Origin of the sequence: [Actinomadura] parvosata subsp. kistnae, assembly GCF_900323885.1 — a bacterium.
Taxonomy (GTDB): domain Bacteria; phylum Actinomycetota; class Actinomycetes; order Streptosporangiales; family Streptosporangiaceae; genus Nonomuraea; species Nonomuraea composti.
The window spans coordinates 104449-118147 of record NZ_OOHJ01000027.1 but is presented as its reverse complement, the minus strand read 5'-3'; the positions used below and the strand labels follow the sequence as shown (position 1 = coordinate 118147).

Annotated in this window: 7 protein-coding genes and 2 pseudogenes; 3 read left to right on the top strand and 6 right to left on the bottom strand. The window is 73.6% G+C overall.

Annotated features, from left to right (window positions below):
- Positions 1 to 47: 47 nt before the first annotated feature.
- Positions 48 to 290 (top strand): hypothetical protein, encoded by a 243-nt coding sequence (locus KIS93_RS55105; RefSeq protein WP_080040973.1) that lies wholly within the window; start codon positions 48 to 50, stop codon positions 288 to 290.
- Here the strand turns inward: KIS93_RS55105 and KIS93_RS55100 are convergent, their stop codons facing one another.
- Positions 291 to 1463 (bottom strand): ArsB/NhaD family transporter, encoded by a 1173-nt coding sequence (locus KIS93_RS55100; protein ID WP_080040974.1) that lies wholly within the window; start codon positions 1461 to 1463, stop codon positions 291 to 293.
- 57 nt (positions 1464 to 1520) lie between these two features.
- On the opposite strand from KIS93_RS55100, the gene KIS93_RS55095 reads away from it, so the two are divergent.
- Positions 1521 to 7082, top strand: coding sequence for a TIR domain-containing protein (locus KIS93_RS55095; RefSeq protein WP_080040975.1), 5562 nt, complete (start codon positions 1521 to 1523; stop codon positions 7080 to 7082).
- Between the two features lie 12 nt (positions 7083 to 7094).
- Here the strand turns inward: KIS93_RS55095 and coaE are convergent, their stop codons facing one another.
- Positions 7095 to 7697: a dephospho-CoA kinase gene (gene coaE / locus KIS93_RS55090; protein ID WP_080040976.1), complete on the bottom strand. Its 603-nt coding sequence runs from the start codon at positions 7695 to 7697 to the stop codon at positions 7095 to 7097.
- A 33-nt stretch (positions 7698 to 7730) separates the two neighbouring features.
- Between coaE and KIS93_RS69590 the strand changes: the two are divergent.
- A pseudogene (locus tag KIS93_RS69590) lies at positions 7731 to 8042 on the top strand (Clp protease N-terminal domain-containing protein); the annotation flags it as partial.
- Between the two features lie 265 nt (positions 8043 to 8307).
- Here the strand turns inward: KIS93_RS69590 and KIS93_RS55085 are convergent.
- The 4 genes and pseudogenes from KIS93_RS55085 to rpsA all read right to left on the bottom strand — a co-directional run bounded on the left by KIS93_RS55085 (position 8308) and on the right by rpsA (position 13590).
- Positions 8308 to 8777: pseudogene (locus KIS93_RS55085) on the bottom strand (GNAT family N-acetyltransferase).
- A 13-nt stretch (positions 8778 to 8790) separates the two neighbouring features.
- Entirely contained in the window at positions 8791 to 10500 is a 1710-nt protein-coding gene (locus KIS93_RS55080; RefSeq protein ID WP_186405025.1) for an alpha/beta hydrolase, read from the bottom strand.
- 330 nt (positions 10501 to 10830) lie between these two features.
- Entirely contained in the window at positions 10831 to 11964 is a 1134-nt protein-coding gene (locus KIS93_RS55075) for an epoxide hydrolase family protein (RefSeq protein ID WP_080040979.1), read from the bottom strand.
- Between the two features lie 144 nt (positions 11965 to 12108).
- Positions 12109 to 13590, bottom strand: a complete 1482-nt coding sequence (gene rpsA, locus KIS93_RS55070; RefSeq protein ID WP_080040980.1) for a 30S ribosomal protein S1 — start codon at positions 13588 to 13590, stop codon at positions 12109 to 12111.
- Between the last annotated feature and the right edge of the window lie 109 nt (positions 13591 to 13699).

Sequence of the window (13699 nt, the reverse complement as noted above, 5' to 3'; positions counted from 1 at the left end):
ATTTAGAGGGTGCCGGAGAACGGCGCCACCGCGGAGAGGAGCCCGACATGTTCACCACCACCGACCTGGCCCAGGTGCTCTTCGTCACCACCCTCCAGCCGTCCGACGAGCTGTCCCCGTCCGCGATCCGCGAGGCCGTGGACGAGCGGCTGTGCGCGTGCGGCGGCGACCCGTCGTGGTGCGCGGCGTTCGTGGCGCAGGAGGCCGGCGACCACCCCGAGACGTACGTGCGCCGCATGCGCTGGGCGCTGGACGCGGTCGCGGACGCCTACGCGCTCACCGCCGCCTGATCAGCCGAAGGTGACCAGCGCCCACACGGTCGCGGGCAGGCCGACGGCGGCCAGGCCCGCGCCGGTGAGCAGGAAGCGGCGCATCGGGACGCGCACGTCGTGGCGGCGGCACGACTCGAACCACAGCAGGGTCGCCAGCGACGCCCACGGGGTGATCACGGGGCCGACGTTGGTGCCGGCCAGCAGGGCCAGCAGGCGGTTCTGGTCGGCGGCGGGGATGACGGTCTCGATCGCCTTGTAGGCGGGCAGGTTGTTGATCAGGTTGGACAGCCCGGCGCCGACGGCGGCGGTGCGGTAGGGGTCGCCCTCGGTGCCGATCATCCAGGTCATCAGGGCCGACAGGCCGTGGATGCTGAGCGTGGGCACGACCAGGAACAGGCCGGTCACGAAGACGACGAGCTGCCAGGGGATCAGGCTCCAGGTCAGGCGCTCGCGGGCGCGCAGCGCGAACGCGGCCACCACGACGGCGGCCGCGGCGCCGGCGGCGATGGCGACGTGCGTCTCGACGAGCAGCAGGCCGATGAACAGCACGCACGCGGCCGAGGCGGCCCCGAACAGCACGCGGTCGCCGACCGGCGTGAGCACCGGCGGGGTGTAGCGCAGGTCGCGCCGCTCGCCGCGCCGCCAGTAGAACACCCACAGGAACGCCATCGTGACCAGGATCGCGGCGGCCTGGGGCGCCCACATGCGGGCGGCGAACTCGGTGGCGTCGAGGCCGATCTTGCGCATGCCGAGGAGGTTGGTGAGGTTGGAGACCGGCAGCAGGAGGCTGGCGGTGTTGGCCAGCCAGATGGTGGTCATGGCCAGCGGGAGGGCGGCGATGCGGGCGCGGGGGGCGAGGGCGAGCATGACGGGGGTGAGCAGCACCGCCGTCGTGTCCAAGTTCAGAAATATCGTGACAAATGACGCAAAAAGGACACAAAGAAAGAAGAGGGCGGCGTAATTGCCGCGTCCGAGCACCGCCATCCGCGCCGCGATCGCGTCGAAGACCTGCGCCTCCTTGGTCAGCTCGGCCAGCACGATGACCGCCACCAGGAAGATCAGCAGCGGGCCGATCTCACGCAGGCTCGTGACCGCCTCGGCCCACGGCAGCAGCCCGGTCGCCACGAAGACCAGCCCGAGAGCCAGCAGCCCGACCCTGATCCAGTCGAGTACGCCAAGACGCCGCCACACCCGAAGATGATCGCACACCCGCTGCCGAACCCCCGCCCCGCAAGGGATACTGGACGAATGGCACGTGACGGCAGGCCGACCGACATCTTCGTCAGCTACTCCCCGGCCGACACGGCCTGGGCCACCTGGATCGCCTGGGAGCTGGAGGCGGCCGGCTACCGCACCATGATCCAGGCGTGGGACTTCGTGCCCGGCACCAACTTCATCGACTTCATGGACCGCGGGGTCAGCGAGGCCAAGCTCGTCGTGGCCGTGCTCTCGCGCAACTACCTGGGCTCGCGCTACGGCCGGCTGGAGTGGCAGGCGGCGCTGCGCGCCGACCCCGACAACCCCTCCAACAAGCTCGTCACGATCCGGCTGGAGGACGTCCCCCTGGAGGGGCTGCTGTCCACGATCACCTGGGTCGACCTGCTGGGCGTCACCGACCCGGGCGAGGCCAGGGCGCTGCTGCTGGGCCGGGTCAGGGAGGCGCTGGCCGGCCGGGCCAAGCCGGAGGCCGCGCCCGCCTTCCCCGACGGCTCCCCCGTGTCGGCGCCGGTGCCCGCGCCCACCCTGCCGCCGCCCGCCGAGCCGGCCAGGGCGCGACGGGCCCCGATCGCGCCGCCCGTCTTCCCGCCGGTCACCACCGAGAGCCGGGGCCGCGACTCGATCAACGTGCTGCACATCGGCGGCCCCCGGTTCGGGCGGGCGCTGCCCGACCCCGGCGACCCGTTCACGCCCGAGGACATGCAGGCCCGCGTCTGGGCCGACCTGACCGCCCTGTACGACCGCGGCATGCCCCGCCCCGACCTCATGATCGTCAGCGGCGACCTGACCGAGTCCGGCAGCCTCGGCCAGTACGCCCAGGCCACCCGGTTCGTCACCGACCTGCGGCTGCTGCTCGGCCTGGAGCCGCACCGGCTGGTGCTGCTGCCCGGCCCGCGCGACGTCACCAAGGCCGCCGCCAGCGCGTACTTCCTGACCTGCGAGGCCGACGACGTGAGCCCGCAGCCGCCCTACTGGCCCAAGTGGCGGCACTTCGCCACCCTGTTCGGCGAGCTGTACCAGGGGCTCGACGACCGGGTGTTCGACAGCGGGCAGCCGTGGACGCTGTTCGAGGTGCCCGATCTGAAGGTGGTCGTCGCGGGGCTCAACTCCACGATGGCGATGAGCCATCTGGAGCGCGACGCGTACGCGATGCTCGGGGAGGCGCAGGCGGCCTGGTTCGCCGAGCGGCTGCGGCCCTACGAGGAGCGCGGGTGGCTGCGGCTGGGCGCGATGGGGCATCCGCCGGAGGAGCTGACCGACGCGCCCACGTACGAGCGGCTGCTGGGCCACCGCATCAACCTGCTCTTCCACGGCGGCGCCGGGCAGGCCGCCGAGGGGCGCGTCGGCGCGCCGCGCTCGGGCCGGCACCAGCTCGTGCAGATCGGCCCCGACGGGATGCGCACGTGGGTGCCCGACGCGGAGCCTCCGGAGCAGGTGCACGTGCGCTGGCGGGCCGCGCAGGCCACCTTCACCGGCGAGAGCCAGGCCGAGCGGCCGCCCGCCGCCAAGCCGGAGGAGCGCGTGCCGAGCCCGGTGGAGCTGCTGCTCGACCGCATCACCGAGGTGTGCGAGGCCAGGCACGAGCGGGCGAAGATCCGCAGGTTCGACACGCACCTGGTGGTCACGCAGGCGGAGGACGGGTTCGTCCGCCAGACGATGATCGGCGCGCACGTGGGCCCGCTGGACGAGCGGGCCGCCTCCGCGTTCGCCCGGCTGGCGCACGCCGGCGGCCTGGCCGCCGAGCTGGTCTACCAGGGGCCGCCGGCGCCGCGCTCGCTGCGCGACGACCTGATGCGCATGGGCGTGCGGCTGCGCAGCTTCACCGAGTTCCAGGGCCTGCTCGACCTGAGCGGGTACGTCGCCGAGCAGACCGCCAGGCTGACCAACGACCGGCGCTACCCGCCCGCCCTGTACGTCCCGCAGCGCTACCGCGAGCTCGACCGCCCCGGCAGCCAGGTCCAGCAGGGCCTGACCGACGAGCTGATGCGGCTGCTGGCCGCCGACCACGGCCGGTTCCTGCTGCTGCTGGGCGACTTCGGCCACGGCAAGACGTTCGCGCTGCGCGAGCTGGCCCGGCGCATCCCGGCCGAGCTGCCGCACCTGACGCCGATCCTCATCGAGCTGCGCGCCCTCGACAAGGCGCACTCGGTGGACGCGCTGGTCGCGGCCCACCTGGCCAGCCACGGCGAGGAGGTGATCGACCTCAAGGCGTTCCGCTACCTGCTGCGGCAGGGGCGCATCGTGCTGCTGTTCGACGGGTTCGACGAGCTGGTGACCCGGCTGACGTACGAGCGGGCGGCCGACCACCTGGCCACGCTGCTGGCGGCGGCTGAAGACAAGGCGAAGATCGTGGTGGCCAGCCGCACGCAGCACTTCAAGTCGCACAGCCAGGTGCTGACCGCGCTCGGCGAGATGGTCGGGATGCTGCCGCAGCGGCGGGTGCTCAGCGTCGAGGACTTCACGCCCGACCAGATCCGCTCCTACCTGGCCAACCGGTTCGGCGGCGGCGAGGCGGCCGGCGCCCGCATGTCGCTGATGAGCGAGATCGAAGACCTGCTGGCCCTGGCCCAGAACCCGCGGATGCTCAGCTTCATCGCCGACCTCGACACCGACCGGCTCCGTACGGTGGCCGAGGCCCGCCACACGCTCAGCCCGGCCCTGCTGTACGAGGAGATCCTCACCTCCTGGCTGGTCTTCGAGGAGCGGCGGGCCCGCGTCCCCGGCTCGCCCGCCGGGCTCACCGTCGAGGACCTGTGGCAGGCGGTGACGGCGCTGGCGGTGCGCCTGTGGGAGTCCGGCGAGTCGCTGCTGGCCTTCGAGGAGCTGACGGAGATCGGCGAGACGCTCACCGACCTGGCCGACGGGCAGCTCACGGCCGCGCACGCGGCGTTCCGGATGGGCTCGGGCAGCCTGCTGGTGCGTACCGAGGAGGGCATGTTCGGCTTCATCCACGCCTCGGTGATGGAGTGGCTGGTCGCCCGGCGCATCGCCGCCACGCTCGACGACCCGGTCCTGCTGGCGCGCCGGCCGCTGTCGGCGCTGACCGTGGAGTTCCTGTGCGACCTGGGCGACGTACGCGCGCTGCGGGCGTGGGTGAACGATCCGCCGCCGGACGACGTGTCCAGGGCGAACGCCGTCAAGATCGCCGCCAGGCTGCGCACGCCCGCCCGCGCCGACCTGCGCGGTGCCAACCTCAGGGGCGAGGACCTGTCGGCCCGCGACCTGCGCGAGGTCGACCTCACCGGCGCCGACCTGTCGGAGGCCACCCTGGCCGGCACGAACCTGTCCAGGGCCACCCTGCGCGACGCCAGGCTCGTCGGCGCCCGGCTCGACGGCGCCCAGCTCACCGGGGCCGACCTGCGCGGCGCCGACCTGTCCGGGGCGCGGCTGGCGCAGGCGGACCTGAGCGACGCCGCGCTCGACGGCGCCCGCTGGCACCGCGCCTCGCTGATCAACGTCACCGGCACGCTGCCGCGCCTGCCCGGCGCCGCCGTGGTGCCCGGGCAGCCGGTCGAGGTGCAGTTCGCGCCGGCCGGCATCGGCGTCCCGTACGGCTACCACTTCCAGACCAGCCGCCTGCCCGAGCCGATCGCCTACAGCCCCGACGGCGCCACGATCGCGGTCGGCAACGAGGACGGCGGCGTGCTCCTGTGCGTCGGCGGCGCGCCCGTCCGCACCTTGCAGGGGCACCGGGGCCGCGTGTACGCGGTCGCGTTCGCCGGCGACCTGCTGGCCACCGGCGCCAGCGACGGCGTCGTGCTGCTGTGGGACGCGCTGAGCGGCGAGCTGCTGCGCCGCCTGGAGTGCCACCCCGGCGGCGTCTGGCCGGTGCGGCTGAGCCCGTCCGGCGAGCTGGTGGCGGCCGGCGGCGGCGACGGCGTCGTCCGTGTCTGGGAGACGGCCACCGGCCGGCTCGTCCACGAGCTGGCCGGCCACCGGGCGCCCGTCTACACCGCCTCCTTCGGCGGGTCGGCGCTGGTGACCGGCGACTCCGCGGGCGTCGTCCGCGTCTGGGACCTCGGCTCAGGGCAGGTCAAGGAGACGCTGGGCGAGCACCGCGGCAGCGTCTACCGCGCCGTGCACAGCCCCGACGGGCGGCTGCTGGCCACCGGCGACGAGGCCGGCACCGTCCGGCTGTGGGACACCCGCACGTGGCGGCTCACCCACGAGCTGACCGGGCACCTCGGCAGCGTCTACTGCGTGGCGTTCGCGCCCGACGGCTCGCTGCTGGCCAGCGGCGACACCGCCGGCAGCGTCCGCGTGTGGGAGACCTCCGGCGAGGCCCGCGGCGTGCACACCACGCACGCCGCGGCCGTGTACCAGGTCGCGTTCGGCCCCGACGGGCAGAGCCTGGCCAGCGGCGACGCCAACGGCGTCGTCCGCCTGCAGCGGCTCGGCGCCGCCCAGCGGGTCGAGCTGACCGGGCACCGCAGCTCGGTGTGGCCGTTCGCGTTCAGCCCCGACGGCCGGCAACTGGCCACCAGCAGCAACGACGGCACCGTCCGCCTGTGGGACCCGGAGACCGGGCAGTGCCAGCGCGTGCTGCGCGGCCACGGCCGGCGCATCTCCTCCGCCCGCTTCAGCGCCGACGGCACCATGCTGGCCACCAGCGGCAACGACGGCGTCGTCCGCCTGTGGGAGCCGCGCACCGCCCGCCGGCTGCGCGAGTTCACCGGCACCGCCGACCGGCTCATCTCCGCCACGTTCTCCCCCGCCGGGCCCGCGCTGGCCACCTCCAGCAACGACGGCGGCGTGCACTTCTGGAACGCCGCCACCGGCGACTACGAGCGCGAGCTGCACGCCGAGACCGACCACGTGTGGGCCGAGGCGTTCAGCCCCGACGGGAACCTGCTGGCCACGGCCAACGACGACGACAGCGTCCGCATCTGGTACCGCCCGACCGGGCGGCTGGCGGGCGAGCTGCTCGGCCACCGGGGGCGGGTCCGCTCGATCGCGTTCAGCCCCGACGGCGCCTACGTCGCCACCGGCTGCGACGACCACGCCGTCCGCCTGTGGGAGCCCGGCACCGGCCTGCGCGTGGCCCGCCTCGACGGGCACACCGACCGGGTCTACTCCGTGGCGTTCTCCCCCGACGGCTCGCTCCTGGCCAGCGCCGGCAACGACGGCAAGGTGCTGCTGTGGGAGCCGCGCCAGGGCCGCCTCGTCCGCACGCTCGACCTGGAGGGGCAGCGGCTGTGGAGCGTCGCCTGGGACGCCTCCGGCCGCCGCCTGGCCACCGGCGGCGACGACACGCTGGTCCGCGTCTGGGACGCCGCCACCGGCCGCCTCCTGCACACCCTGGCCGGGCACGCCCGCAGGGTCTGGTCGGTCGCCTTCAGCCCCGTCGAGGACCTCTTGGCCAGCGCCGGCGACGACGGCGCGGTGATCCTGTGGTCGGGCGGCTCCCGCCGCGCCACCCTCCTCGGCCTGCCCGAGGGCTGGGCGGCCCTGGCTCCCGACGGGCGGTACAAAGTGCAGGGGGAACCCGGCGGGCAGTTCTGGCACGTGGTGGGGATGTCGCGGTTCGAGCTGGGCGAGCTGGACCCGTACCTGCCGGGGGTGCGGCAGGTGCCGCTCGACTCGCCGTTCTGAGGGCTGACGCGGTCAGCCGCGGGCGGCGCGGGCGAGGAGATCCTGCCAGACCTCCTCCACCCGCGCGTCCAGCTCCTGCATCGAGCCGTCGTTCGGGATCACGATGTCGGCCGCCGCCAGCCGCTCCTCGCGGGTCGCCTGCGCCGCGATGCGGGCCTTGGCGTCGGGCTCCGGCATGCCGCGGTGCTCGGCCAGCCGGCGGATGCGCAGGTCGTCGGGGGCGTCGACGACGATGACGACGTCGTACATGGGGGCCAGGTTGTTCTCCACCAGGAGCGGCACGTCGTACACCATGATCGTGTCGTCGGAGGCGGCCCGCTGCAGCTCGGCCACCCGCTCCCCCACGAGCGGGTGCACGATCGCGTTGAGCGCCGCCAGCTTCTCGGAGTCGGCGAACACGACCGAGCCCAGCTTCTCCCTGTTGAGCGAGCCGTCCGGGCGCAGCACCTCCTCCCCGAACGTGGCCACCACCCGCGCCAGGCCGGGCGTGCCCGGCTCCACCACCTCGCGCGCGATCCGGTCGGCGTCGATCACCATGGCGCCCTTGGCCGACAACCGCTTGGCCACCTCGCTCTTGCCGGAGCCGATGCCGCCGGTCAGTCCGATCTTCAGCACGCCAAAAGCCTATCCAAGGCGCATCATCGGAGCATGACGAGCTGGATCGTACGGGCCGCCCACGAGCAGGCGGCGGCCGCCGGCGACGACTGGGTGGGGCCGTGGCACGTCGTGCTCGCCCTGCTCAGCGGCGACTCGCTCGCCGCGCGGGTGCTGCGCGAGGCGGGCCTCGACCACGAGCGCGCGCTGGAGCTGCTGCCCCGCCACGGGCGGCCGGGGCACCACCGGGGCGGCGGCTTCGCCAATCCGGCGTTCCACAAGCTGCACGGCATCGCGACCGGCCTCGCCCTGGCCGACGGCGAGCGGGTACCGTCGCCGGAGCACTGGCTGATCGCGCTGGCCCACGACTCCGACGTGGAGCGGGCGCCGACGCCGCTGGAGCCGTTCGGGGTGGCGCCGGAGGAGGTGCTGGCGGCGTTGCGGCGCCACGGGGTCGGGGTGCCGCCGCTCGGCGCGCCCGCGTACGTGCGCTGGCGCGGCCGGCACCAGATCGTGGTGCCCGCCGCCGAGCTGCAGGCCGTGCTCGACCGGCTGAGCGCCGAGCACCCGCCCGGCTCGGAGTGGCGCTGGGGCTGGAACTGGGTGGACGACGACCTGGGCCGCGCCATGATCATCGCGGAGGAGGGGATCGATCTGGCGTCCTACGCAAATACACCACCGTCAGGTGATCGTCCATCCGCTCCCGGCTCGTCTCCCGGTAGCCCAGACGGCGGTACAGCCGCAGGTTCCCCTCCGACAGGTGGCCCGTGAACAGGTCGAACGCCTCGGCCTCCGCCACCTCCTCGTGCAGGGCCCGCAGCAGCGCGGTGCCCACGCCCTGCCCCTGCCGGTCGGGGGCCACCACGAGGCGGCCCACCAGGCAGGTGGTGCCCGACAGCCGCCCCGGACGGCCCCGACGATGCGCGTGCCGTCGAGCGCCTTGAGCACGAGCGCGTCCTCGATGACCTTGCGCACCTGCTCCAGCGACTCGACGAGAGGCGGGATGTACGGGTCGCCGTAGAGCTGGGCCTCGGTGAGGTAGGCGGCGCGCTGCACGGTGAGGATCTCGCCCGCGTCGGCGGGCTCGGCTCGTTCGATCACCACCTGCGGCAGCCTATCTCAGGGCCGCCGTCAGCTCCCCCGGGCAGCGGGTACGCGCGCGCGGCGTCGTGCCGTTGACGAGGAAGTCGTGCACGCGGGTGCGCAGGCAGGTCGCGCGCAGCTTCGCGGCCCCCTGCATCAGGTACGCGCCGTGCCCGTCACCGTGCCACAACACGGCGGCACCGGGGATCCGGGCGGCCACCCGCGCGGCACCCCAGGCCGGGCTCTCGACATCCAGCCGCCCGATCCCCACCAGCACCTTCGGCACCCTGGCCGACCTCGTGGCGGCGGATCTCACCCCCAGGTGGGCCGGGCGTGGCGGCCAGCTCGGGCCCGCGCCGATACCCAGGCAGCGGCCCACCTCCTCCCGGGCCGTCAGCCAGCCCACGCGGGGCGCGATCGTCCGCAGGCGCGCCTCCATCGCCAGGAAACGCCGGTATGCGGGGACCGCGGGCATGAAGTCGTGGCAGTGCAGCGACCGCGCCACCGTCGCCGGCGCCACGGGCTCGGCGGGGGCCGCCATCGCCGCCAGCGGGCCCGCGTCGCCCGCCTCGGCCGCCGCCAGGGCACGGGCCAGCTCGGGCCAGCGTTGGGGGGCCAGGCCGGCGAGCACACCGGTCACGACCTCACGGGCGCTCGCGGTCCGCGCCGGACCGGCGTGCAGGGGCGCCCCTCCGCCCAGCAGCGTCCGCTCCCCCCGGTCACCGGGCAGCGGCGGCGGCTCGGCGAGGCTGCCCGAAACCGGCGCCCGCCCGCCCTGCCCGCCGTGCAGAGGCATGCTTCCGGCCGGGCCGCCGGGCCGCGGCCCACGCTCGGGCTGGCTGCCGGGCAGCGGCGCCCGCTCCGGCCGGTGTCCGGGCAGGGGCGTGTGTCCCGGTTGGTCACCGAACAGGGGCGCCCGCTCGGCCCAGTCGCCGAGCGGAGACACCCGTCCGGCGGGGGCATCGGGCAGGGGGGCGTGGGCGGGCGGGCCGGTGGGCAAAGGGGCGTGGGTGAGGAGGTCGTCGAGGACCTTGAGGGGGTCGTCCCCGGCGAGCGGGCATCCCGCCCGGCGGGCGCACCAGTCGCGGAAGGCGGTGAGCTGCCGTTCGGCCGCCCGCGCCCGCGCGATCAGCCGCCGCCCCACGCTGGGCTGCCCGTGGTCCGGCACCCCTTCCAGGTACATCCGCTCCACCCGCCTCGGGAACAGCTCCAGGTACGCCTGCCCGTACACGGCCCCGTAGCCGTCGCCGAAGTACCGCAGGCGCGGCTGCCCGAGCGCGGCGCGGACGGCGTCGAGGTCGTGGGCGACCTGCCAGGACGTGAGGCCGGCGTAGGAGGGCCCGGCGGCGATGCGGCAGCTGCGGTCGTAGGCGGCGTTGTCGCGGGCGTACCGGCGCCACGCGTCCGCCCCGGGGGTGAGCTGGAGGCGCCGGGGGTCGGGCTGGGGCACGGAGCAGCGGACGGTGGCGGCGCTCCCCCGGTCGCCGATCCCGCGCGCCCCGACGAGCACCACGTCGAACCAGCGCGCCAGCTCGCTCACGCCGTCGGGCCGCGCCCGCGCGTCCTGGATGGTGGGCCCCGCTCCGGTGCTCACGACGAGCGGGCCGAGGCTCCGGGCTGGGTCCCGCGCGGGCATCCTGGCCAGGTCGATCTCGGTACGCGGCCCGCGCGGCCGGCCCCAGTCGACCGGCACGGCCAGCTTCGCGCACTCCAGCCCGTCCCCGCACGCCCACCACCCCACCCGGTCCTCCGGCGCCGCCGAGGGAACCGGAGTCCGGGCGCCGGGTATCCCCGGAGCCGAGGCAGCCGAAGCCGAGGCGGCCCATGCCGCCGGAGGGACCGAAGCCGAGGCGCCCCATGCCGCCGGAGGGACCGGTGCCGAGGCGGCGAGCGCCGCGCAAGGGGCCGAGGCGGCGATCACCGCCGTCAGCACAGCTGTCACCCGCTGAACCATGCCCACTGCGTCACCCCTTGGGAGAGTCGCGACCACCAGCGCCGCCGCCCAGTTTCCCAGTGAGCAATCCCGCAGGTCACAGCCTTGCAAAGGCCTTAGGTAAAATCTCGCGCCCCCTCAGCGAATCGTCCGGAAAAACTCCCTGATGCCCTCCACCAGCGTCTCAGGCACCGCCATGCCGACCATGTGGCTCGGGCTCTGGGCCTTCCCCCAGTACCGGATGTCGTTGCCCCGCTCGGCCACCCGCCGCAACACCTCGGGCCCGCCGTGCGTCACCCCCGTGGGCACGGCCGTCTGGGAGATCGGCAGCCCGGCCGCCCCTTCGTAGTACGTCCAGGAGGAGGACCCGCCGGTGCCCGTGAACCAGTACAGGCTGGCGTTGGCGAGCACGAGGTCCCGGTGCACGGGCTCCTCCCCCGACCCCCACCCGTCGAACTCCTTGAACCTCTCCACGAGGTACGCGAGCTGCGCCACCGGCGAGTCGGTGAACCCGTGGGCGAGCGTCTGGGGCCGGGCGGCGAGGTAGGGCCCGTACCCGCTGCCGCCGCTCATCCAGGCGCTCAGCTGCTCCAGCTCGGCCAGGTCCGCCGGGGAGAGCCCGTCGAGCTCGCCGGGCCGGCCCTGGGGGATGCCGAGCCCGGCGGTGATGACCGAGCCGATGACGTGCTCGCTGTCCAGGGCGGCGAGCTGCGGGGTGACGAGGGCTCCGGCGTCGTTGCCGTGGGCGCCGTACCGGTCGTACCCGAGCCGGCTCATCAGCTCGGCCCAGGTGCGTGCCACCCGTTCGACGCTCCAGGGCCGCTCGTCGGCTGGCTCGGGGAACGGCGAGAAGGCGAACCCGGGCAGCGACGGCGCCACCACGTGGAAGGCGAGGGCGGGGTCGAGGCCGTGCCGGCGCGGGTCGGTCAGCGGCCCGATCACGCCGAGGAATTCGACGACGGAGCTGGGCCAGCTGTGCGTCATGATCAGCGGCACCGCGTGGGGCTCGGGCGAGCGCACGTGCAGGAAGTGGATCGGCTGCCCGTCGATGACGGTGCTGTACTGCGGGAACTCGTTCAGGCGGGCCTCCTGCGCCCGCCAGTCGAACCCGTCGGCCCAGTACGCGGCCAGCTCCCGCAGGTGGCCCACCGGCACGCCCCTGCTCCACCCGCCGGGCAGCTGCGCGGCCCACCTGGTGCGGCGCAGCCGGTCGCGCAGGTCGTCGAGGTCGGGCTGCGGGATGGCGATGCGGAAGGGCTTGATGTCGTCCATGCCCCTCACGGTAGGAGGCAATGCGGCAAGGACCGTTCCGCGTTCAAAACCTGAGGAAAAAACGCGGAAGGCCCCGCACGGCGAACCGTGCGGGGCCTTCCGGACCACCTGTGCCTCAGGCGGCCGAAGTCCTCGAAGAGGACGTCAGCTCTGGCCGCCCGCGAGCTTCTCGCGCAGCGCCGCGAGCGCCTCGTCAGAGGCGAGCGCGCCGCTGGCCGGAGCCGACGAGGAGCTGCCGGACTGCGCCGGCGTCTCGCCCTGGTAGGACGTGGGGGCGGCCTCTCCGGCCTCCGCCTCGGCCTTGCGGGCCTCCTCGATCTGCTTCCTGTGGGCCTCGAAGCGCTGCTGGGCCTCGGCGTACTGCCGCTCCCACTCCTCACGCTGCTTGTCGAAGCCCTCGAGCCACTCACCCGTCTCGGGGTCGAAGCCCTCGGGGTAGATGTAGTTGCCCTGCTCGTCGTACGTGGCCGCCATGCCGTAGAGGGTCGGGTCGAACTCGACCTCGGCGCCGACACCCTCGTTGGCCTGCTTCAGCGAGAGGCTGATGCGGCGACGGTCGAGGTCGATGTCGATGATCTTCACGAAGATCTCGTCGCCGACCTGGACGACCTGCTCCGGGATCTCCACGTGGCGCTCGGCCAGCTCGGAGATGTGGACCAGGCCCTCGATACCCTCCTCGACCCGGACGAACGCGCCGAACGGCACCAGCTTGGTGACGCGGCCCGGCACGACCTGGCCGATCTGGTGGGTGCGGGCGAACTGCTGCCACGGGTCTTCCTGGGTGGCCTTGAGCGACAGGGAGACGCGCTCGCGCTCCATGTCGACGTCGAGGACCTCGACCGTGACCTCCTGGCCGACCTCGACCACCTCGGACGGGTGGTCGATGTGCTTCCAGGACAGCTCGGACACGTGGACCAGACCGTCGACGCCGCCGAGGTCCACGAACGCACCGAAGTTGACGATCGAGGAGACGACGCCCTTGCGGACCTGCCCCTTCTGGAGGGTGTTGAGGAACGTCTGGCGAACCTCGGACTGGGTCTGCTCGAGCCAGGCGCGGCGCGACAGGACCACGTTGTTGCGGTTCTTGTCGAGCTCGATGATCTTCGCCTCGAGCTCGCGGCCGACGTAGGGCTGCAGATCGCGGACGCGGCGCATCTCGACCAGGGACGCCGGGAGGAAGCCACGGAGGCCGATGTCGAGGATGAGACCACCCTTGACGACCTCGATGACGGTGCCGGTGACGATGCCGTCCTCGTCCTTGATCTTCTCGATCGTGCCCCAGGCGCGCTCGTACTGAGCCCGCTTCTTGGACAGGATCAGGCGCCCTTCCTTGTCCTCCTTCTGGAGAACCAGGGCTTCGACGTGCTCCCCGACCTCCACGACGTCAGCGGGATCGACATCGTGCTTGATCGAAAGCTCACGCGAGGGGATGACACCCTCGGTCTTGTAGCCGATATCGAGAAGAACCTCGTCTCGATCGACCTTGACGACGGTGCCCTCGACGATGTCGCCGTCGTTGAAGTACTTGATGGTCTCGTCGATCGCCGCGAGGAAGGCTTCCTCGGACCCGATGTCGTTGACCGCTACCTGCGGGGTGCTCGAGGTGGCCTCAGTGCTGGACGTCATGTGTGGAATTGCTCCGAACGCGGACAGGATGTCGATGTGGCGGATGCGCGGCAGGCCCTCTTCCGCATCAAGCCGAGGAATTACGACATCGACGTGACCGAGCGCGAGC

Excerpts from the sequence above, each read along its gene's own strand:
- KIS93_RS55105 (WP_080040973.1), top strand. The coding sequence starts at position 48 with ATGTTCACCACCACCGACCTGGCCCAGGTGCTCTTCGTCACCACCCTC.
- KIS93_RS55095 (WP_080040975.1), top strand. The coding sequence starts at position 1,521 with ATGGCACGTGACGGCAGGCCGACCGACATCTTCGTCAGCTACTCCCCG.
- KIS93_RS55075 (WP_080040979.1), bottom strand. The coding sequence starts at position 11,964 with ATGGACGACATCAAGCCCTTCCGCATCGCCATCCCGCAGCCCGACCTC.
- rpsA (WP_080040980.1), bottom strand. The coding sequence starts at position 13,590 with ATGACGTCCAGCACTGAGGCCACCTCGAGCACCCCGCAGGTAGCGGTC.